25 protein-coding genes are annotated in these 20,150 nt (G+C 39.4%); 14 read left to right on the forward strand and 11 right to left on the reverse strand.

Annotation, left to right across the window (positions count from 1 at the left end; all coding sequences use genetic code 11):
- Positions 1-158 precede the first annotated feature (158 nt).
- Positions 159-362, forward strand: coding sequence for a cold-shock protein (locus tag AWT60_RS15805; RefSeq protein ID WP_003214229.1), 204 nt, complete (start codon positions 159-161; stop codon positions 360-362).
- Between the two features lie 277 nt (positions 363-639).
- On the opposite strand, the gene AWT60_RS15810 is transcribed toward AWT60_RS15805, so the two are convergent.
- Both AWT60_RS15810 and AWT60_RS15815 read right to left on the reverse strand, forming a co-directional pair.
- Complete coding sequence (locus AWT60_RS15810; protein ID WP_139336392.1) at positions 640-1,101, reverse strand: CarD family transcriptional regulator; 462 nt, start codon at positions 1,099-1,101, stop codon at positions 640-642.
- Positions 1,102-1,440: 339 nt separating this feature from the next.
- Positions 1,441-2,490: an NAD(P)-dependent alcohol dehydrogenase gene (locus tag AWT60_RS15815; protein ID WP_008346759.1), complete on the reverse strand. Its 1,050-nt coding sequence runs from the start codon at positions 2,488-2,490 to the stop codon at positions 1,441-1,443.
- Positions 2,491-2,709: 219 nt separating this feature from the next.
- Here AWT60_RS15815 and AWT60_RS15820 point away from each other — a divergent pair, with 219 nt between their 5' ends.
- Positions 2,710-3,111 (forward strand): MerR family transcriptional regulator, encoded by a 402-nt coding sequence (locus tag AWT60_RS15820; protein WP_008346757.1) that lies wholly within the window; start codon positions 2,710-2,712, stop codon positions 3,109-3,111.
- A 43-nt stretch (positions 3,112-3,154) separates the two neighbouring features.
- Here the strand turns inward: AWT60_RS15820 and bglS are convergent, their stop codons facing one another.
- Positions 3,155-3,883 (reverse strand): beta-glucanase, encoded by a 729-nt coding sequence (gene bglS / locus AWT60_RS15825; protein ID WP_218677448.1) that lies wholly within the window; start codon positions 3,881-3,883, stop codon positions 3,155-3,157.
- A 268-nt stretch (positions 3,884-4,151) separates the two neighbouring features.
- On the opposite strand from bglS, the gene AWT60_RS15830 reads away from it, so the two are divergent.
- The 3 genes from AWT60_RS15830 (at position 4,152) to AWT60_RS15840 (ending at position 7,343) form a co-directional block, all read left to right on the forward strand.
- Positions 4,152-4,727 (forward strand): TetR/AcrR family transcriptional regulator, encoded by a 576-nt coding sequence (locus AWT60_RS15830; RefSeq protein WP_206698596.1) that lies wholly within the window; start codon positions 4,152-4,154, stop codon positions 4,725-4,727.
- A 79-nt stretch (positions 4,728-4,806) separates the two neighbouring features.
- A complete protein-coding gene (locus tag AWT60_RS15835) occupies positions 4,807-6,246 on the forward strand; it encodes a DHA2 family efflux MFS transporter permease subunit (RefSeq protein WP_218677449.1) in 1,440 nt (479 codons plus the stop codon).
- A 194-nt stretch (positions 6,247-6,440) separates the two neighbouring features.
- Positions 6,441-7,343 carry an alpha/beta hydrolase gene (locus AWT60_RS15840; protein ID WP_218677450.1) on the forward strand — a complete coding sequence of 301 codons (903 nt, stop codon included), beginning with the start codon at positions 6,441-6,443 and terminating at the stop codon, positions 7,341-7,343.
- Positions 7,344-7,435: 92 nt separating this feature from the next.
- Here AWT60_RS15840 and AWT60_RS15845 read toward each other — a convergent pair whose 3' ends face one another.
- Entirely contained in the window at positions 7,436-7,735 is a 300-nt protein-coding gene (locus AWT60_RS15845; RefSeq protein WP_218677451.1) for a hypothetical protein, read from the reverse strand.
- Between the two features lie 12 nt (positions 7,736-7,747).
- On the reverse strand, positions 7,748-9,163 hold the full coding sequence (locus tag AWT60_RS15850) for a lipase (protein WP_041106397.1): 1,416 nt from the start codon (positions 9,161-9,163) through the stop codon (positions 7,748-7,750).
- A 111-nt stretch (positions 9,164-9,274) separates the two neighbouring features.
- Between AWT60_RS15850 and AWT60_RS15855 the strand changes: the two genes are divergently transcribed.
- The 3 genes from AWT60_RS15855 to AWT60_RS15865 all read left to right on the forward strand — a co-directional run bounded on the left by AWT60_RS15855 (position 9,275) and on the right by AWT60_RS15865 (position 10,777).
- Positions 9,275-9,544: a DUF1433 domain-containing protein gene (locus AWT60_RS15855; RefSeq protein WP_041106399.1), complete on the forward strand. Its 270-nt coding sequence runs from the start codon at positions 9,275-9,277 to the stop codon at positions 9,542-9,544.
- A gap of 235 nt (positions 9,545-9,779) precedes the next feature.
- A complete protein-coding gene (locus AWT60_RS15860) occupies positions 9,780-10,541 on the forward strand; it encodes an SDR family NAD(P)-dependent oxidoreductase (RefSeq protein ID WP_218677452.1) in 762 nt (253 codons plus the stop codon).
- 86 nt (positions 10,542-10,627) lie between these two features.
- Positions 10,628-10,777, forward strand: coding sequence for a hypothetical protein (locus AWT60_RS15865; protein ID WP_218677453.1), 150 nt, complete (start codon positions 10,628-10,630; stop codon positions 10,775-10,777).
- Here the strand turns inward: AWT60_RS15865 and AWT60_RS15870 are convergent.
- The gene (locus tag AWT60_RS15870) at positions 10,774-11,142 is read right to left on the reverse strand and encodes a UPF0715 family protein (RefSeq protein ID WP_025093561.1); all 369 of its coding nucleotides are present in this window, start codon (positions 11,140-11,142) and stop codon (positions 10,774-10,776) included. The two genes, AWT60_RS15865 and AWT60_RS15870, sit on opposite strands and share 4 nt — an antisense overlap.
- A gap of 275 nt (positions 11,143-11,417) precedes the next feature.
- Here AWT60_RS15870 and AWT60_RS15875 point away from each other — a divergent pair, with 275 nt between their 5' ends.
- Positions 11,418-12,566 carry a type II asparaginase gene (locus AWT60_RS15875; protein WP_218677454.1) on the forward strand — a complete coding sequence of 383 codons (1,149 nt, stop codon included), beginning with the start codon at positions 11,418-11,420 and terminating at the stop codon, positions 12,564-12,566.
- A gap of 35 nt (positions 12,567-12,601) precedes the next feature.
- On the opposite strand, the gene AWT60_RS15880 is transcribed toward AWT60_RS15875, so the two are convergent.
- Both AWT60_RS15880 and AWT60_RS15885 read right to left on the reverse strand, forming a co-directional pair.
- Positions 12,602-13,495, reverse strand: a complete 894-nt coding sequence (locus tag AWT60_RS15880) for an alpha/beta fold hydrolase (protein WP_218677455.1) — start codon at positions 13,493-13,495, stop codon at positions 12,602-12,604.
- A 56-nt stretch (positions 13,496-13,551) separates the two neighbouring features.
- A complete protein-coding gene (locus tag AWT60_RS15885; RefSeq protein ID WP_218677456.1) occupies positions 13,552-14,004 on the reverse strand; it encodes a MarR family winged helix-turn-helix transcriptional regulator in 453 nt (150 codons plus the stop codon).
- A gap of 421 nt (positions 14,005-14,425) precedes the next feature.
- Here AWT60_RS15885 and AWT60_RS15890 point away from each other — a divergent pair, with 421 nt between their 5' ends.
- From AWT60_RS15890 to AWT60_RS15905, 4 genes are all read left to right on the forward strand, one after another.
- Positions 14,426-15,031 carry a TetR/AcrR family transcriptional regulator gene (locus AWT60_RS15890; RefSeq protein ID WP_024427803.1) on the forward strand — a complete coding sequence of 202 codons (606 nt, stop codon included), beginning with the start codon at positions 14,426-14,428 and terminating at the stop codon, positions 15,029-15,031.
- A gap of 31 nt (positions 15,032-15,062) precedes the next feature.
- Entirely contained in the window at positions 15,063-16,259 is a 1,197-nt protein-coding gene (locus tag AWT60_RS15895) for an MFS transporter (RefSeq protein ID WP_034622721.1), read from the forward strand.
- Positions 16,260-16,397: 138 nt separating this feature from the next.
- Positions 16,398-17,426 carry an acyltransferase family protein gene (locus AWT60_RS15900; RefSeq protein WP_218677457.1) on the forward strand — a complete coding sequence of 343 codons (1,029 nt, stop codon included), beginning with the start codon at positions 16,398-16,400 and terminating at the stop codon, positions 17,424-17,426.
- A 189-nt stretch (positions 17,427-17,615) separates the two neighbouring features.
- Positions 17,616-18,404, forward strand: coding sequence for a GNAT family N-acetyltransferase (locus AWT60_RS15905; protein WP_218677458.1), 789 nt, complete (start codon positions 17,616-17,618; stop codon positions 18,402-18,404).
- On the opposite strand, the gene AWT60_RS15910 is transcribed toward AWT60_RS15905, so the two are convergent.
- Complete coding sequence (locus AWT60_RS15910) at positions 18,396-18,869, reverse strand: GNAT family N-acetyltransferase (protein WP_218677459.1); 474 nt, start codon at positions 18,867-18,869, stop codon at positions 18,396-18,398. The two genes, AWT60_RS15905 and AWT60_RS15910, sit on opposite strands and share 9 nt — an antisense overlap.
- Before the next feature lie 41 nt (positions 18,870-18,910).
- Between AWT60_RS15910 and AWT60_RS15915 the strand changes: the two genes are divergently transcribed.
- Positions 18,911-19,180, forward strand: a complete 270-nt coding sequence (locus tag AWT60_RS15915) for a YesK-like family protein (protein ID WP_024425418.1) — start codon at positions 18,911-18,913, stop codon at positions 19,178-19,180.
- On the opposite strand, the gene AWT60_RS15920 is transcribed toward AWT60_RS15915, so the two are convergent.
- Positions 19,177-19,716, reverse strand: a complete 540-nt coding sequence (locus AWT60_RS15920; protein ID WP_073204019.1) for a GNAT family N-acetyltransferase — start codon at positions 19,714-19,716, stop codon at positions 19,177-19,179. The genes AWT60_RS15915 and AWT60_RS15920 overlap by 4 nt on opposite strands.
- Positions 19,713-20,108 carry a VOC family protein gene (locus AWT60_RS15925; RefSeq protein WP_024425420.1) on the reverse strand — a complete coding sequence of 132 codons (396 nt, stop codon included), beginning with the start codon at positions 20,106-20,108 and terminating at the stop codon, positions 19,713-19,715. The genes AWT60_RS15920 and AWT60_RS15925 overlap by 4 nt, the downstream gene beginning before the upstream one ends.
- Positions 20,109-20,150: the final 42 nt, after the last annotated feature.

The raw sequence follows: 20,150 nt of genomic DNA on the forward strand, positions 1-20,150 counted from the left end.
ATCCTAAATTGCAATTATTTCCGATTCGTGTTACAATAAGAATAATTATTTTTGTTCGGCGTAAAGGATAGCATGAAGAAAGACTTTTCGTCTTGAGGATACTTTGGGCAAGGATAGTATAATACATTGTGTGGTATACGCACGAGGAGGCAACAAACATGGAACAAGGTACAGTAAAATGGTTTAACGCAGAAAAAGGTTTTGGATTTATCGAACGTGAAGAAGGCGACGATGTATTCGTACATTTCTCAGCTATCCAAGGTGACGGATTCAAATCTTTAGACGAAGGTCAAAAAGTAACATTTGACGTAGAGCAAGGTTCTCGTGGAGCTCAAGCTGCTAACGTTCAAAAAACTGCTTAATCTTCATCCTTTTAAAACAGGTTCTCTGTAGAGAGCCTGTTTTTTTATGCTTTCACTCATTTTTTCAATAAAAAACCCTACTCAGTGTACAAGTAGGGAAGTGTTACAAGGTAATCGTAAAAAAATTCATGCTTCAAAGGTTTATCAACAGTATAGCATATTGGATTTACAATATGCGGAATTTGCCTAAATAAATTCTTTTTTTCTTTAATAAATTGCAGGATGGAAATGTTCGTAGAGAACATGTATTCAAAAATGGTGAGTGTGGAAGAGGTTCTTAACAGAAACTTTTGATTTGTTTTTCTGTGATCCCTTTGATGACTTCTAATTCACTTAGCAAAAATTCATGGGCATCATCTAGCATTTTCTTTTCACTTGCATTGAGTGCTTTCTCTTTCTTCATACGCATCAGATCACGCACAACTTCAGCACCTTCTTGGATGTTACCCGTTTTTATTTTGTTTGTGTTAATTGTATGCCGTTCTTTCCATGTCAGTAATTGATCTGATTTGCCATGCTGGAAAATGTGCATTACATCCTTTAAAGCCAGTATATCTGTAACAGGTCTAATACGTGAACCTGACATTTTCCGTGTTGGAATCATTACTTTCATATGACTGATTGCCATTTTAATCACATAATACTGTTGTTTTTCATCAGAGAATTCTTTTTCTTCTATGGCTTCAATTATACCTGCTCCGTGCATTGGATAAACAATGTTATCACCAATTTGAAACATATCATCCACCTCCATAATGTATCTACTTTAAGGGTACCACACTTAGGGGTTAAATAATCAAATTTTTAATAATAACATGTTTATTTATTTGTTGTCAACAAATTTTGTTCTAAAAAAGAGAGGTTATTTTGTGGGAATTTTTGATATGATTTTTTTAATTTGAACATATCCTCCTCGCTATAAGAAAAACAGGATATCCACAATTACTGCTCGGACTCCACCCTTTATATCCGTCATCCAGTCTTTCAAACGTAAACAGCTGTTTGTGAGGAAATTATGTTAAATAGCTGCAATATAAAAAGACCAGCCATTGAGCCAGTCTTTCAAAATAGAATCCGATCATAACGTCGAAATATCAATCACAAACCGGTAACGCACATCACTTTTCAGCACACGTTCATACGCTTCATCAACTTGATTCGCATTGATCACTTCAATTTGTGGTGCAATGTTATGAGCAGCTGCGAAATCGAGCATTTCTTGTGTTTCTTGGATGCCGCCAACGAGTGAACCAGCTATGCTGCGGCGGCCAGAAATTAATGAAAAAACGTGGAATTGATCCGGCTTAGGCGGTGCACCGACGTTCACCAAGGTTCCATCTACACGGAGTAAGGACAAATAGGCATCTACGTTAATGTTGGCAGAGACCGTATTGAGAATGAGGTCGTACTGACCGGCTAGTGTCTGAAACGTATCAGGATCACTTGTAGCAAAATAGTCTTTTGCGCCAAATGACAGTGCTTCTTCTTTTTTATTCAAAGAGCGGCTCAATACTGTCACTTCAGCGCCCAGAGCACTCGCGAATTGAATAGCAACATGGCCGAGCCCGCCCATTCCGACGATAGCAACCTTCTTGCCAGGACCTGCCTTCCAGTGCTTTAATGGTGAATAAGTTGTAATGCCAGCACAGAGAAGAGGGCTTGCGGCATCAAGGGGCAGTTGATCAGGAATGCTGACGACAAATCGTTCAGTCACGACAATTTTTTGACTGTAGCCGCCATAAGTCGGTTCCCCGTCATAGTCACGGCTGTTATACGTTTGGACGACCCCTTTTGTGCAATACTGCTCGTCTCCATTTTGACAATATTCACAGGTGCCGCAGGAATCCACAAAGCAGCCAACGCCTACACGGTCTCCGATCTGAAACTTCGTCACATCATCCCCTACAGCTGCAACGACCCCAGTAATCTCATGACCTGGAACCATCGGGAAAATGCCGCCGCCCCATTCATCAAAAGCGCTGTGGATATCTGAATGACAGATCCCGCTAAATTGAATATCAATTAAAATATCATGTGGACGAAGCGCTCTTCGTTCAATGGTCGTCCGTTCAAAATTCGCTTTGGCATGTGATACACTTAAAACGTTTGATTGGTGCGTCTGACACATTCTTGATCATCCTTTCAAAAATAAGATTCGATTCTTTCCTCTATACTGTACGTCTTAAAGTGAACTATAAGTCAACAGAAAACCTTCTGTAATAATAAATTCAGGCTGTTACAACATTCTTGATATCAAGAATTGAGCCAAAAGCATCTTGCTTTCTTTTTCAAAATGGAGATGATGAGAAAAGGGAGATCGGAAGGTAAGAGAAAGAAGGAGGGCACAATGAAAATAGCACAAGCAGCAAAACAGCTCGATTTATCCACTGCGACACTTAGATATTACGAAAATATTGGTTTGATTAGGGAAATCAAACGTGACGATCATGGGATTCGTGATTATACAGAGGATGATCTTCAATGGATTGAATTTATCAAGTGTATGAGAAATGCAGGGCTCTCGATTGATGCGCTTAGAGAATATACAGCCTTATTTTTTGAGGATGATGATCATACGTTATCTTCGCGAAAAAACATTTTGGTCAATGAACGAGAAAGACTCGTCCAAAAACAAAAGGAAATCGAAGAGACCATTAAACGATTGGATTTCAAAATAGAAAGTTATGAAGATATTATCCACAATCATGAGAAAAAACTCGCTCATCAGCTGAAAACTCATTCTAATTAAACGAAGAAAAACCTGTGACAAGTCACAGGTTTTTTTGATAGAGTTATCTTTTTGTGTAACGCACCCAGTTATAATGTGCGTGGAGCGGGGTAACACCGTTGTAGGAGCCGAGCCATTCATCGACACCTGCACCATTCCACAGGTTCATCATAATTTTCCCTGGTGTTTGAGGAATTTGAGTGGTGGCGGTATGTTTTAATTGTCCATCGACATACCATTTGATAGAGTTTGGCTGCCAGTCAAATGCATACGTGTGATAAGAGTTCGCTGCATCGAAACCAAGGTTGACGATCTTTTCATGATTTCCTACACCATTGGTATAGTAGTTAAACTGTACCTTTGTCGTATCTTTTCCTAGAAATTCAATGTCAATCTCATCCCAAGGCGTGCCATCAGTCGGTCCCGTATAAGTGAAGAAAGAAGAGACGATCCCCACATTTTTGGCTGGCTTCATGTTGACTTCATATAGCCCATAGCCGTACGTTTGAACGGAGCGGTTTTCTCCGCAGTCAAACTTGTTATAGGCGGGACTTGTGAGCGATAAACGCATTTCACCTGATGATGTCATCGACACGTTATTTGCACGCCACGTACAGTTAAACATGTTTCCATTCGAGTATCCATCGGCTTTTTGCCATAACCCCGTATTATAGTTGTTAAAAGGTTCATAAAACGATCCACCCGTTTGTGCCGAGGCACCAGTTGTAAATGTGGACAAACTCAAGACTAATCCAGTGATAACCAGCATCAACATTCGTTTCATACGGTACATATTCGCATTCTCCTCTCCTTTTGTGGAAGCGCTTTCTTTATTGATCATACATGATTCTTTCAAAAGGGAAAATCGGTCTAAATAATGATAAACAGTGTGCATTATTTAATAGAATTGAAAGAAGGATCATAAGTAAAAAATAATGATTGACATTGCGGACAGTTGTCCGTAAGATAATATCGGGACAATTGTCCTAAGAAAAACCTAAAGTGTTTTGATTTAACACATAGAGATGAGTGTCATGTGGATGAAGGTAAAGAAGGTGAGCATGGTGGAAAAGGATATTGGGGAGGAAATTGAAGAGATCGCTTTCTCCTTGTTTCAAGAATTTGGTGTAGAAAATGTCAGTATGCATAAAATTGCGAAAACAGCTGGTGTTGGGCAGGGTACTCTTTACCGCCGCTACGCCAATAAAAGTGATTTGTGCCTTTCTATCCTTGGGGAGAGATTTGAACAACTGATCCCAGCTTTGCATCTTTACTTGAGCAAAATAAGTGATCAGCCGGTTCGTGAACGTTTGCGCTACGTTCTCGAAGAAATTCATCTGATCGTCGGTCACCATTTAGACTGGATTCGGATGCTCACAATCTCTGGGAATTTAGAGCAGACAAGTAAAGTGTATGAGAGTCATTACAGTCAATCACTTAGACAAATCATTCGTGATTTGCTTGAAGAAGCGAGAGAAAAGGGAGAAGCAAACATACAGGATATAGAACTGACAACGTTATGTATGTCCTCTCCAATGACGCCTGAGCTCATGTTTTATATACATGAATCTGGCTATTCAATCGAAAAAATTGCTCAATTTGCTGCAGAAAAACAGATTTTATCCGTCTTTCAATAGACATTAAAGTGGCTCATTTCTGACCACCCTGACTTCCTAAGGTTCATCTAAATTGAAAAAGAAAAGGAGCCAACTTAATATGAACAAACAGAAAGCAGCAGCTTCTGACATTCGAACGCTGCCTATTATTATTTCTTTTATCACAGCTGGATTTATTGGCCTGTTCAGTGAAACGGCATTAAACATGGCGCTGAGAAGTTTAACGTTAGACTTTGGAATTGAAGCGACGACTGCTCAGTGGCTGACAACAGGATATTTATTAACACTTGGTATTCTCGTACCGATTTCAGGACTCATTCTTCAATGGTTTACGACAAGACAGCTTTTCATTACATCGCTCGTCTTTTCAATCATCGGAACATTTATTGCGGCGGTTGCGCCGGTCTTTAGTATTTTAATGGTAGCGCGTGTCGTGCAGGCAGTCGGCACAGCATTGCTTCTGCCATTGATGTTTAATACGATTTTGGTCATCATCCCGCCTCATAAACGAGGCAGATCGATGGGGATTATTGGTCTTGTGATCATGTTTGCACCAGCTGTCGGCCCGACCGTCTCTGGTCTTATTCTGAAATCGCTGACGTGGCATTGGATTTTCTGGATTTCACTTCCTTTATTAATTGCTGCACTCGTATTTGGTTTTATTTTTATGCAAAATATTACAGAACCAACAAGACCGAAAATCGACATCTTATCAATTGTGCTTTCAACCATTGGTTTCGGCGGAATTGTATATGGCTTTAGCAGTGCCGGAGAAGGCGGCGGCTGGAGCAGTATGCATGTCATCGTTGCAATTGTAGTTGGTGTCATAGGGATTCTTGTGTTCTCCTTAAGACAGTTGAACATGAAAGAACCAATGTTGAACTTAAGCCCGTTTAAATATCCAATGTTTGTCATTGGGTTACTTCTGATTTTAGTGTGTATGATGGTGATGCTGTCTGCTATGATGATTTTGCCATTGTATCTGCAAACGTCCTTGGCGCTTTCTACATTTACAGCAGGTTTAATGCTATTGCCAGGTGGAATTATCAACGGACTGCTATCTCCAATCATGGGTGGTCTATTTGATAAGTTTGGTCCAAAATGGCTTGTCATTCCAGGTCTTGTCATTGTCGCAGCGACGATGTTTGGCTTTACGAATCTAAGTGTGAATACGTCGATTGGATTCATTGTAACCCTTCATATTACCTTAATGATCGGAATCGCGATGATCATGATGCCTGCTCAAACAAATGGATTGAATCAGCTGCCGCCAGAGCTATATCCGCATGGTACAGCGATTATGAATACATTGCAGCAGGTGTCGGGAGCCATTGGTACTGCGGTCGGTATCTCGATCCTTTCTTCAGGCGCCCGCAGCTTTATGGAAAATGTGTCTGATCCCGCAAATCCGGTGAATCAGCTGCTCGCCTTTACAAATGGCGTCCAGCACGCATTTATCTTTGCAGTGATCATGACCATCGTTGGTTTAATTATTGCTTTCTTCATTAAACGAGTGAAGGTAGAACAACAAGTATCATAAGAGAAATGAAAAGCACTGAGGGCATAGCGCCGCAGTGCTTTTTTTATTTGCTCAATGCTTGTTTCAAAGAGAGTGAAAACGGGGAGATAGGTAAAAAGTGAATTATTGATAATTTACTGCTGGTTCAGTAGAGGAAAAGAGGAAAAGGAAACGAATGAGTAACTAAGAAATGAATAAGATAGGAGTCTGAGATCATGAACTTAGAAGAACAAATCAAAATCGCTGCTTCATTACGCCAGCCATCTGAAGACTCATTAGCGAGTCAATCGGAACTAAAGCCAGTAAATCCTCCTGAAGTGAACAAAATGGAATATGATATTCCAACAAGTGCTGGTGAAACAAAGGTGTGGGTATTTAAGCCGGTGAACACATCAAAACAGCTGCTTCCTGTTTTTGTGAATTTACATGGCGGCGGATTTATCATGGGCAGTGCTGAAATGGATAATCCATGGTGTCCAGTTATTGCAGACAGGGCGCAATGTATTGTCGTCAATGTCGAGTATCAGCTTGCCCCAGAGCACCCATTCCCAGCCGCTCTTCATGAATGCTATGATGTCCTGAAGTGGCTGTATGAACATCCTGACGAGCTTCAAATCGATCGGAATGCATTAGCCATTGGTGGACATAGCGCAGGAGGAAACTTGGCAACGGCTGCTTGTCTATTGAATATTCAAAAAGGAAATACACTCCCAATTGCCTATCAAGTGCTTGATTATCCGCCGCTTGATCTAGCCACTGATCCAGCACAAAAGCCAGTGTTTGAAGAAGCGATTCCAGTTGAATTGGCGAGACTCTTTAATTCCTTCTATCTGCAAGGCCAAGATCCGCACAATCCGCTCGTTTCTCCGGTTTTTGCAGATCGTTCATCCTTAGCACAAATGCCTCCTGCTCTCGTCATCACAGCAGAGAAGGATTCGCTGGCTGAAGAAGCCGAGCAATATGCTGCTAAGTTAAAAGAAGCTGGGGTAGACGTCACGTACAGACAATTTAAAGGCGTTCCACACGGCTTCACGCACGCCGGAGATTTAGCCATAGCTGAAGAGGCTTGGCATTTGATGGGTGATCAATTAAAGAAAGCGTTTGAACAGAGACCTTGAGGGCTTCTTTTCATAAATAGGTAAAGCACAGGTGCAACCTGTGCTTTTAGTTCTCTTTATTGTTACAATTGTAATCGATTTAATTATTTCCTTTATTTGGTTCTTATGCTATTAATAAAAACTTTTCTATCATGCTTAACCTGTAATGTTTTTTGTGCATTTTGATTTAGTCTATCCACTAATGCATCAAGCGATTTCCCTTCAAATGTTGAAAACAGTGTTAAATATGTCTGAGCAATAGTTTTTGTTGATTCTGTTAGTTTTGTTGCTTTTGTAATATCTGATTTTAATGAGCTTACATCAGTTTTTGCTTGTGCTTTTAACTGACTTTTTAACTCATTTTGTTGTTGCACTTTTTTTATCATTTCTAGTTCAGCGTTCATATCAGGCACTAATTTGACCTCCTATAACCTTAGCCACCTTGCTAATTCTTTATCTTTTTCTGTTAGATTTTCTGCCATTTTTACAATGAATTGGGTTATCTCTTCTAGATCCTGAATCATATAATGCAATGAAGCTTCAAATTTATACTGCTCATCTTTATCATAAAAAAGTGGCGTTCCTTTATCAATATACGGAGCTATTTCTAATAGGGCTTGATCGACGTCATTTGGCCCAAGTTGTTCAAATTGATCTAATTTACTTTTGAATTGATTTGAAAGATTGTATATTGTTAAACTGTGTTCTCTTGGAAATGCTTCTACTTCTTTTTTTACGTTTTTTAACTCCTCTAATGCTAAAGTAAGTTGATCAGCCAATCTTTTTGCAACAGCCTTATCTACTTTTATTGTTTGACCATCCATATTAGCATAAGAGGTCATGGTTTCTAAGTCGCGATTATACACATCTTTACTTCCGTCGACATTGATGATATTGCCTTTTGAATCAAATTTGAAATTAGACTCGCTTATAGCATGTGTATCATCAATTCCAAGGGCTTGCATGATAAAGTCTGCCGCAATTGGAATAAGCGTACCAGACAGCGCAGAAGTTTTTAAACGTTTATGTCTTTTTAGTCTTGCATCAGATGGATCTTTTGTATAAATGGTCGTTCCGTTGTGTCGATCATATTCAAGTCCCCATCCGGCGCCAACCATGTCATCTGGGTTAATAATGGATTTATTCATGGCTTTAAAATCACCATTTTTTATTTTTTGTTGAGTTTCTTTATCATGAAGCTTTACAATGGATGGATTATTGAACCCAACTGAATAGATGCCGTTAATCACTCCTGCATAATCAGCCTCTGCTCCACCTAGTGAATGACCAGTTGCTGAAATAATTGTATTGGGACCAGCGTACTTTCTTTTTACTTCTCTAACTAGCTGATCAGATTGATCGAATTGAGACGTTTTTGAGATGAGTTTGTAGTCACCACTATTAAGCATAGCTTCTTGCCCTGGAGAACCAGTATATTTCGAAATGGTCTTAGTATAATTTTTAGTCTCTTTTTTAACGATATAAGGTGTTTTAGTTTTAGTTTGAAGCCCTGCTACTACGTTTCCTCCATCAGCTTTTATAACATCTTGAACAAGTTGATTTTTTGGATCAGTGCCAGCGAAAGCTATGACAACATTTTTAGGTGTATTTGTTTTAATCCATTTACCATTTTTATTTTTTGCTTGAACTAAGACTACAGCATCAAGTCCTGTATCTTGATCTTTTTCAATTTTATCTATAAACCAATAAGAATGTTCATTAATCTTTAGAGGTTTTTTTATTTCATTATGTAATGAAATTGTTTTATCATTATAAGCTAGACCACTTAATCTAAAGTACTCTTCATCTGATAGATTTGGGCGCCTTTGAGTCTCCTTCAAAATATATACAAATCCTTTCATTTTATGTAGAATTATATTAAAGGGTGATATTCAGTGAAAAAAACCATATTTATACTGTTGGTGTTTATTATAGCAGTTGGAGGATTTATTATGAAGTTAGAATCCGATAAGAATGAGCGTTTAAAAGATAAAGAACAAACTCTAGTAATTGAAGCAAAGAAACATATGGAACAGTATATAAAAGAGGGTTATCAATCTATTAAACAAATTGATTTCTCAAGTGAATATAATATTGATCCAACTGGCGGAGTAGAAGTAACAGGGTATTTAAATAATGATAGAAATAAAAAATTTTCTGGAATATATGATTCAACAAATAAAAAAATTGGAGTAGCTGTTGTCGATGCTGAAGAAAAATAAAATATTTTCATATTTCTAAGGAGAATCGGTTCAGACTAAATTTTGTGTTTCTTGTTTTTGTCAGCCAGAGCTTCGTTTTAAGTGAATTTTTCAGAATTGATTACAATTAATGGATAACATTATTCGGGTGGTTGTGAGAATGAATTATACAAATATTAAGTTTAAGCATGTTGAGTTGTTGACATAATGATTTAGTTCTAAATAATCGAATAAGTAGAAAAGAGGGGGATACAACATGGGTTATACAGTCATTACAGGAGCAAGCTCAGGTATTGGATATGAGGCGGCTCTCGCCTTTGCAGCACGAGGGAAAAATCTTATATTAGCTGCACGCCGGCTCGATAAACTCCAAGAATTGAAGGAGAAGATTCATGATCAATATCCCGATATCAAAGTAGTCATACAGTCAGTCGATTTAACAAACATAGAGCAAGTGTATTCATTTTATGAATCATTGTCAGATTATGAGCTGGATACGTTCATTAATAATGCAGGGTTTGGTCACTTTGGCTCTATAGGAGAACAAGATTTAAGTAAAATAGGGGATATGCTTCATCTGAATATCGAAGCATTAACGATTCTATCCACCTTATTTGTTCGTGATTATGAGCAAGTAGAGGGAGCGCAGCTCATTAACATTTCTTCACGAGCCGGCTATACAGTCGTCGGCAATGCCGTCACCTATTCAGCAACGAAGTTTTACGTGAGCGCCTTTACAGAAGGGCTGGCCCTAGAGTTGAAAGGAAAAGGAGCCAAATTACAGGCAAAAGTATTAGCGCCATCCGCGACAGAATCAGAATTTGCAAAGCGTTCATTGGATGTAGACGAATTTGAATATGAAGGCAATTTCAAGAAATATCATACATCAAAAGAAATGGCAGCTTGTATGCTTGAGCTTTATGACAGTGAAAAAACAGTCGGTATTGTGGACGGAAAGACATTCGAATTTGAATTGAAAGATATGATCTTTTCACACGCTGGTACAAGTATGAAATAACAATTCCTATCACTGAGGTAGATTTCCTTAGTGATTTTTTTATGGCATGATTGGCTGTGTGGTCAAGCATAGGAGAAATGTAACAAGTGAAGGCGATTAAGCATTACAAAATTGCCCTTCGTCACTTTACAGAAAAGGATTTTGTACGTCCTAGGAAGATCGCTCAAAATGGATACCGATTATTTGATGAGAAAAATGCTTTAAAGAAACTAATGAAAAAAACACCTTCGCGTTAGGTGTTTTTTTCATGCATTCTTTGATAAAACAAAGAATCACAAGTCCAGTAGATAAGACTGCTCATGATGATGATGGGTAAAGACGCCTGGCTCCCAATACCATCAATGAAAAAGAGCATGACAACCATTGCAATCAATAAATAAGCAGCTAAATAAAGAGGATGGAAAGCCTTTGGCTGCAAAGAAAACAATAACTGCAAAGGAACCGCAAAGACGAAATAAAAAACAAAAAAGATAGGAATATAAAATATCAGAAACGCAGGCTCAGCTTGAATAGGTGGAAATAAGCAGACAAACAAGCCGAGTAAAATAGAGCTGATGAATAGTGTGATTAGGATTTTGTAAAAGGGTTGAAGCGAATGCAAAATGTATACTCCTTTTTTGTAAAATTTACTATATTTTATCATAAATTCATTATCAAGCATCGGTTATTTTGAAAATACGCCACCTTCAAAACTCAACTTAATTACAGCAAATTTAGGTATTAAGAATTGAATAAATCATTAATATAACGCCCTTTTTACCTTTATTTGGTTATGTATCTTTAGCCTCATGCCGATGAATGAATGTATGGTATAAAGTAAATCCTATAGATAGAGTTTAGCCATGAATCCATCAAATGAGGAAAAGAGATGATCCAATGAACATGACAAAATGGTTAGGTGCTGTCCTTCTTTCTGTTTTATTACTGGTGACAGCAGCCTGTGCGAACACGGGCACTCAAGAGAATAGTCAAAATGAAAAAGAGAACGTATCGAGTGAAACAAAAGAGAAAAACAAGGCGGTTGAAACAGGGAATAAGTCCTTATCTAATATTAAGGTATTAGCCACGGGCGGGACGATTGCTGGCAGTTCAGACAGTGATACAGATACGACGGGCTATAAATCTGGTTCACTCGGCATTGATAAAGTCATTGCTTCAGTTCCACAGCTGAAAGATATTGCAAATGTCACGGGTGAGCAGGTTGCGAATGTCGGCAGTGAAAATGTTGATAACGCTCTTCTTTTAAAATTAGCCAAGCGAGTGAATGAACTATTAAAAGATGATCAAGTGGATGGCATTGTCATCACGCATGGAACAGATACACTTGAAGAAACAGCTTACTTTTTACATCTGGTTGTCAAAAGTGATAAGCCTGTGGTGGTCGTTGGCTCAATGAGACCAGCATCGGCAATCAGTGCGGATGGTCCGCTCAACTTGTATCATGCGGTGAAAATTGCATCAGCCAAAGAAGCAAAGGGCAAAGGGGTCATGGTCACATTAAATGACCGAATTGCATCGGCTCGATTTGTTACGAAAACAAACACGACCACAACCGATGCCTTCAAGTCACTTGAGCAAGGATACATCGGAGAAGTTACTGGTGAAGTGGTGTCCTTTTATAACGAACCGACAAGAAAACATACGACTGAAAGTGAATTTGATGTATCAAAGATAAAAGAATTGCCGCAAGTTGATATTTTATACGGCTATCAAAATGATCAAAAATATATGTATGATGCCGCAGTCAAAGCAGGTGCGAAAGGGATTGTCGTGGCTGCAGCAGGAAATGGAACGATGTCAACAGAAGCCATCAAAGGGGCAACAGATGCAGTGAAAAAAGATGTGGTTGTTGTGAGATCAAGCCGTACGGGGAATGGAATTGTCACCCGCGAAAAAACGGATGATGAACATCACTTTGTGTCCTCTGATTCATTAAACCCGCAAAAAGCACGTATTCTGCTCATGCTGGCACTGACGAAGACAAAAGATCCAGGTAAAGTGCAAAGGTATTATGAACAGTATTAATGAAGAAAAAGACCCAAGTCATATTGGGTCTTTTTTTATGCATGTTCCTGATGTTCAGCACGTTCCTTTAAAGAGAGTAAAATATCTCGCCAAATATCGTCTACATCAGTAAGAAAGTGCCCTGCTTGATCGATATAATAGGTTTTGACGTTTGGAATCGCCTGAGCTATTTTTTCTATTTCTACAAATGGAGCCATCGTATCTTCTTTTCCATGCCAGACATCAACAGGGATTTGAATATCTTTCATATCGAATGCCCATGGCTTTGAAAGTAAAATGGGTTCACGAATACATTCATCCACCGATTGACGAGTCGCTTCGTATAAATGGGTCATCATCATCTCTAACTGCTCATCGGTTTGAAGGAATTGCCGATCCCACGGATGTAAATGCTTGTTCCCGTTTTTGGCCAGCTTCTTAAATTTCTCTGGTTTGTTCTCAATCATTTTTTTCTGGGAACGATAGCTTGCTTTCAATAGCCAAGGAAACTTCTTACTAAGGAAAAAGGCTAATTTATTTTCTTTCAACATGCTTTTCGGCGGTTTTCCGCTTTGAAAAGGGGTTGTACTTGAGATCAGTGCAGCTGAAAGGACGCGATCCGGCAATTGATAGGCACAACCAGCAGCGAATGCGCCGCCTCCAGATACACCCATCACTGAAAAATGTTGAATACCAAGATCATCTGCCACTTCCAGCACGTCTTTTGCCCAGTCTAAAATTGTACGGTCAGGTAGAGGGGTAGATAAACCAAATCCAGGTCGATCCAAACAGATGAGACGAATGCCGAGCTTTTGAGAGATTGGATCATCATCTAAAAACATCACTCTTGATCCAGGTGTTCCATGAAAAAAGAAAATTGGAAACCCCTCAAGATCACCGTATTGAGTCAAACCAATGTACCGGCCATCTTGTAAATGAATGCTTTGCATATTTTCATCTCCTTAATAGTTTAGCTAACTTAAATGTTAGTGAGAGAAACACCGTATTAAGGCGCTTCTTTTGCAATCTGATAGATCTTTTCGTATAGAGATAGTAATGTTTTTAAATCTTCTTTTGGAAGCTTTGCATAATATTTTTGAATAAGGTGCAATTGAATGTCTTCCGTATTCTTGTGATAGTCATAGCCCTTTTGAGCAAAATCAACAATGATTTCTCTTCGGTTATGTGGATTAATTTCTCGTTTGACATAGCCGAGCTTCTCAAGCTTTGATACAAGCTGGCTAGCCGCGCTGGCAGAAATCGAAAAGTAATCAGCTAATTCATTGATTGTTCTCGTTTTCGTGCGCAATAGCTCAAGTGTCAGCTCTTGTTTGGCTGATAAATCTGCATACTCATGTTTTAAGAATCGTTGATACTCTTCTACATAAATTGAGCCTAGAGCATTCGAGTATTCAATGATCTTTTTACCGTAATGAATGATTTCCTCATCCAATGACATCACCTCTTTTCTATTATAGGCAATCTTTATATTTAAGTGAAGTTAAATATAAAGAAAAGTTAAATGAATGACGGATATACTGAAAGGGAGATCATCGGTATATCCACTTTTTCATCAAAAAGGGACAAAGAATACTTCCCATGATTCCCGCACATTCATAAAAAGTCGTTGGCTTGAATTTGAACACGTAGTACGCCAAAGTAGCCATGAAAAGGTCGCAGAAGAAAAATACGTATAAGTCCTTTTTGGTGATAGCGCAAATGACTGTTCTGTTTGTTTTCACATGAATCACTCCTTATGAAGTCCAATGCCTTTTTCATTGTATTATGAGGAAAATCCATTTATAATAAAAAAATAAACCAACTGGTCGGTTTTATTTTTTCCGTATGAAGAAATGCAGGGTAGAAAGGGATTGTGACACATGACAAGTACACAAAGCGGGGCTGGAAAGAGTGAGAAGACGAAGCAAAAAATCGTCACAGCTTCTCGTGATTTATTTGCGAAAAAAGGATATTCAGAAACATCCGTGCGCGATATTTTAGAGGCTGCTGAGGTGAGTAAAGGCAATCTCTATCATCATTTCAAAGGAAAAGAGTTTTTGTTTCTTCATATTATGGAAGAGGATCACCGTTTGATGATGGAAACGTGGCATGAGGAGAAGAAAACACAGCACCGGGCTGTCGATAAGCTCGCTGCATTTGCAGAGATGCTCAGTCAAATGGGCATTAACTACCCATTAATGAGAGCGAGTGAGGAATTTTGTGCCAGTGCCTTTACATCAGACGAAGTCATGGAGCGGCTGAACAAGATTGATGTCGATTTTGATGATGTGATGAGAGATATCTTACTTGAAGGAAACAAAGATGGCAGCTGGTCGATCCAGCATGTGGAGTCAAAAGTGAAAATATTACTTTCCGTTTTTTATGGATTAGACGTGTTATATAAAAATGACACCATTGAGCAGAAGAAAGAGTTGCAAAAAGAGGCGATCTCATTGTTTATTCACGGAATCAACCATCATGAGTAACAAGTGAGTCAGTAAAGGGGAAACAAACATCATGCAAAAACCGATTCGTGAGCAAAAAGCAGTACTCGTGATTTTATTAAGTAATATATTTATTGCGTTTTTAGGCATCGGTCTCATTATTCCTGTCATGCCGCTATTTATGAATGTCATGCATCTAACAGGGAGTACAATGGGATACCTTGTGGCGGCGTTTGCCGTTGCCCAGCTCATCGCATCACCTATTGCAGGGAGATGGGTAGACCGCTACGGAAGAAAGATTATGATTGTGTCTGGGCTGTTTCTATTCGCGTTATCAGAACTCGTTTTTGGTCTTGGAACACACGTGTACGTCCTGTATGTTGCAAGGCTTCTAGGCGGTATTAGTGCGGCATTTATTATGCCGGCTGTCACTGCATATGTCGCAGATATTACGACCGTTCAAGAAAGATCAAAGGCGATGGGCTATGTCTCTGCGGCCATTAGTACCGGTTTTATCATCGGCCCGGGAATTGGCGGGTTTATAGCAGAATACGGCGTACGCCTGCCATTCTTCTTTGCGGCAGGGATTGCGTTTATTGCCGTCATTTCGTCTATGTTTATGCTGAAGGAGCCTTTAACAAAAGAAGAGCGAGAGAAGCAAATGAATGAAGTGAAAGAATCGACTTTCTTTAAAGATTTGAAAAAATCAATTCATCCAAGCTACCTCATCGCCTTTATCATTGTGTTTGTCCTCGCATTTGGACTATCTGCATATGAAACAGTCTTTAGCTTGTTCACAAATCATAAGTTTGGATTTGGTCCAAAAGATATTGCCGTCATCATTACCGTCAGTTCGATTGTGGCAGTCATCATCCAAGTACTTGTGTTTGGTAAACTGGTAAATGCCCTAGGAGAAAAAAGAGTCATTCAGCTATGTCTGATTATCGGGGCTGTCCTTGCTTTCGTTTCAACCGTTGTTTCAGGCTTTTTGGTTGTTCTGATTGTCACATGTGTCATTTTCCTTGCATTTGATTTATTGCGTCCAGCATTAACGACCTTCTTATCCAAAATCGCTGGCAACCAGCAAGGATTTGTCGCAGGAATGAACTCTACCTACACAAGCCTAGGTACGATTTTCGGGCCGGCACTTGGCGGCATTTTATTCGATCAAAATATTCACTTCCCATTCCTTTTCGCAGGTGTTGTCTTATTTCTTGGATTAGGCTTAACCCTTATTTGGAAGGGGAAGGCAACGGTTGAATCTGATTAGATTAGGGGCTCTAACTAGGGCTCTTTTTTTTGTTCCTTTTGGATAGATTTTTGAATATAATCACAAGGTCCCTGTTGATAAGGTGTTATTCATGTTAATCTAATACATGTTTTACCAAATACAGGAGGGGGATTTTCAATGCAAATTAAAGAGATTTTTTTTATTCGGTGTATCTCGTGTTTGAGTGTTGTGCTCATTCATGCAATAGCCATTTTATCTAGTCCTCAATCATCATCGATTCTTGTAGCACTACTCATGTTCAGTACACCGAGTTTTATTTTCATTTCTGAGTTTTTATTGGCGCATGCTTATCCAAATGGTACACCTAAAGGATTTATGTGGAAGAGAGTGAAAGCCATCTTTTTCCCATTTGTATTTATTGGGATTGTCGATGGGTTTATGCATTCGGCATCGTTAAATGGAGGGGCAGCTGACTTTTTTAAAAGAGCTTCAGCAAATGTCTTATTGGGAAATTATATTGGTTATTTTGTTCTGATTATTTTTCAATTTTACTTTTTGCACATGTTTTTTCACAAAATTGCTAAGCGTACCTCAGCCAAATGGGTATTGCCGATCTCCTTTATCATCACAGTTGGTTATTTAAGTGTCATGAACCTCGTCAAAATCCCACAACCTCATTTACCTAATCCAATGTTCGGCTTAGAATGGATTCCATTTCCAGGGTGGTTATTCTATTTTTGTTTAGCCTATTATTGTGGAGTGAATTATCAGCAGTTTATCACAAGACTTCATCGTTTTAAGTATGCCGTGTATGGACTTGTTTTGATTTCCGCAGCGACCCTTCTAAGCAATTCATATATAGGCTTTTTCGAGCCTTCTTCTAAGAGGCCAGACGTTGTTCTTTATACAATCAGTATTGTCTTCTTATGTTTTCTCTTGTTTTCTAAAGTGGAAAGCGTTCCACCTTTCGTAGCTGTCATTAGTCAATATTCATTCACCATCTATTTGCTTCACGGGTATTTTCTAGGTATCTCTGTGTTGCTATGGGGACAATTAAAAGATTATCCATTCTTTGTAGGGACAATCATAATATCAGCACTAGCAATTGCTGGATCTATCCTATTGTCATGGTTAGCGAATCATTATAAATATGGCTATATGTTTGTCGGTAAAATCAACAGAACGAGACGAAAAACAGTCGCTTAACCCTGATTTGGAAGGGGAAGGTGACAGAAGAAGCATCAGCAGAATAATATCATCCAGAATGTAAGAGACCTTTTAAATGAGGTCTCTTTTTTAAAAAAATGGCGCCTTTGATGCAAAATCCCTTTTTTTGCAAAGAATTCTCTATGTCAGCTACTTTTTCTTTATAATGGAAGGATAGGGGGGATCATCGTGCATCTATTGAAGCAGCAAAAGACACCATCAATGAAAAAAGGAATTCGGCAGATCGATCCGGCATATCCAGTGTTTGTAGATGCGGTCATGGATGGCATGATACAAGGACATCTTTATGTCGATGATGAAGTGCATCCGCTTGTTTATTTTCTCGAAGCTTCATGCGGCATTTATTATGTAGCAGGAAGGAGTGAAGCGGAGCTGTTATGCTGCTCAGCCTTCATTGTGGATGTGTACGAAAGGCAGAAAAGACAAAACGGCCGATTCACCTTATTTTCAGCAAATCCATTAACAGATGCAATGATGAAAAAATGTCTTGGGTTACATCTGAATGAAATGGAAAGACATGCGTACGTTTATTCACAGGCATATTCTCATGCCACTCAGCCTCATCCAGGCTATAGAGTAGAGCGGACAAATGAGCAGGTGATGACTGCAAGCAGTGCTTTCCCTTCTAGCTATTACGAAGCCTATTGGGAAGAAACAGCTCGTTTTCTATCAAAGGGAATCGGGATTGCCATTTTAAATGGAGAGAACGTGGTAAGTGAATGCGTCTCTATTTTTTCAAGTATGGATCGTGCGGAGATAGATATTTGGACAGATGAGTCTTATCGCGGAAAAGGTTTAGCGCTGCTGTCAGCTCAGCATATGATCAGCACCTGTCTTGAAAAAAAGAGGACACCGCATTGGGATTGCGATGTCCATCACCTAGCTTCAATCAAACTGGCAGAGAAGTTAGGCTTTCAGAGGCTCAAAACCTATCGATTGTTTTATGGTTCAAGATGAGAAGGTTTTGAGATACCAAGCATCCATTGCAGAATGCTCAGAGCCTTCAAGCGGTTCTGAAAGAAGAGAAAAGCCATATCGCTGATAAAGGCCTATAGCTGCTGTTAATTCCCGGCGGGTTTCTAAATAACACGCTTCGTAGTATGCAGAGGCATATTCCAGTGCCGTATCCATCAGTTGTTTGCCCGCACCTTTTCCTTGTGCTTTTGGACTTAAATAAAGCTTTTGTAATTCACATACTCCCTTTGTAAATGGAGCAATCCCTACACCGCCCACAATCTCACCCTGCTCTTCAGCAATCCAATAGGCTGCATGAGTCAATGATTGATAGTATTCGAAAAGCTGGTCAAGTTGGGGATCAGTGTAGGCTGTTCCTTCAATCGCTAGATTCGCTGATTCTAGTGACTGGCGGATAATCGCTGCGATATACGGGTTGTCTTTTTGCTCAATGGGTCTAATGTTCATTTGAAGTACCTCCATTGTTATGGGTTAGGAGTTGATATCACATGTTCTGGCTGCAAACCGCCTTTTTTACAATCGTTGTCTTGTGTCTCTCATGGTGGGCAGGGAAAAGACGCCGGCAGCGCCATGCGGGGTTCATTGTCCCAATATGCTTGATTTTATTTGGTTTGGTTTTATTGATTGTTAGTTTTTTTATTGGCAGATGGGAAGGCATGGTGCTTAGTCTAGCGAGTATCTCTATCGTTCTCTCTTCCATCATTTGTTTAATCATCGTCACTGGGATTCAATTTTTTAAAAAAGATGACCCTTCTTAAGCAGGAGCATCTGTATCCATCATGTTTTTATATTCTTCACGAAGGATGCCCATGATGATGACATCTGAGTATGTACCGTTGAAATAGAGCGCTTGGCGTCTTTTTCCTTCATATTGAAATCCGGCTTTCTCATAGCTTCGAAAGGCTCTTGGATTGTGGGAAAAGACTTCAAGCTCTAGACGGTTGAGTTCTAATGTGTCAAAGGCAAATGCTTGAACCATCCGAACAGCTTCAGTGCCATAGCCTTTTTGAAAATACTCTGGCCCGTGAAGCGCAATGCGGAAGCTTGCCGTATGATTGATTGGATCAATGTCCACAATCGCCGCATCTCCAATCATCTCTTTCGTGTCTAGCAGACAAATGGCGAAATCTCGTCTGCTGTCATCCTGCAAAAAGCGAGTATAGGCGGAGCGAATTTCTTCTAGTGTGAACGTTTTGCGTGTGCCAGTCATATAAAGTGTTTCTGCATGCTGGCATCCTCTTTGAATACCAGGATAATCTTGCTCTTCAATCGGTCTCAAAAATATACGAGTCATGACGGATCACCCTCCTCTATATATCGAGAGATTTCAATTAAATTCAGATCAGGATCACGGATATAAACAGATTCAATTGGACCTAATGTACCTGTGCGTCTGACCGGCCCCTCTTCAATGGGGACCACTTGCTTCCGGAGGTGCAGCAGCAAACTGTCCATGTCTAAATCGGTGATAAAGCACAAATCATGAGATCCAGGAAGAGGATGAGCTGCTTTTGGCTCAAATTCATGACCAGCTTCATGAAGGTTGATCTTCTGTAAACCAAAACGAAGCGCTTTACGGCCTTCACCAAAAGTTTCTTCCTTCATCCCTAATACGTTTGTATAAAAGCGAATGGTGTCCTCCATATGTTGTACAGTCAACACGATATGATCAAGTCGTCGTATCATCAGTCTCTCCTCCAAGTATGATCATTGATTGAACTGACTCTA

Origin of the sequence: Bacillus sp. F2HM (assembly GCF_019266135.1) — a bacterium.
In the GTDB taxonomy this organism is placed as follows: Bacteria; Bacillota; Bacilli; order Bacillales; family Bacillaceae; genus Bacillus; species Bacillus safensis.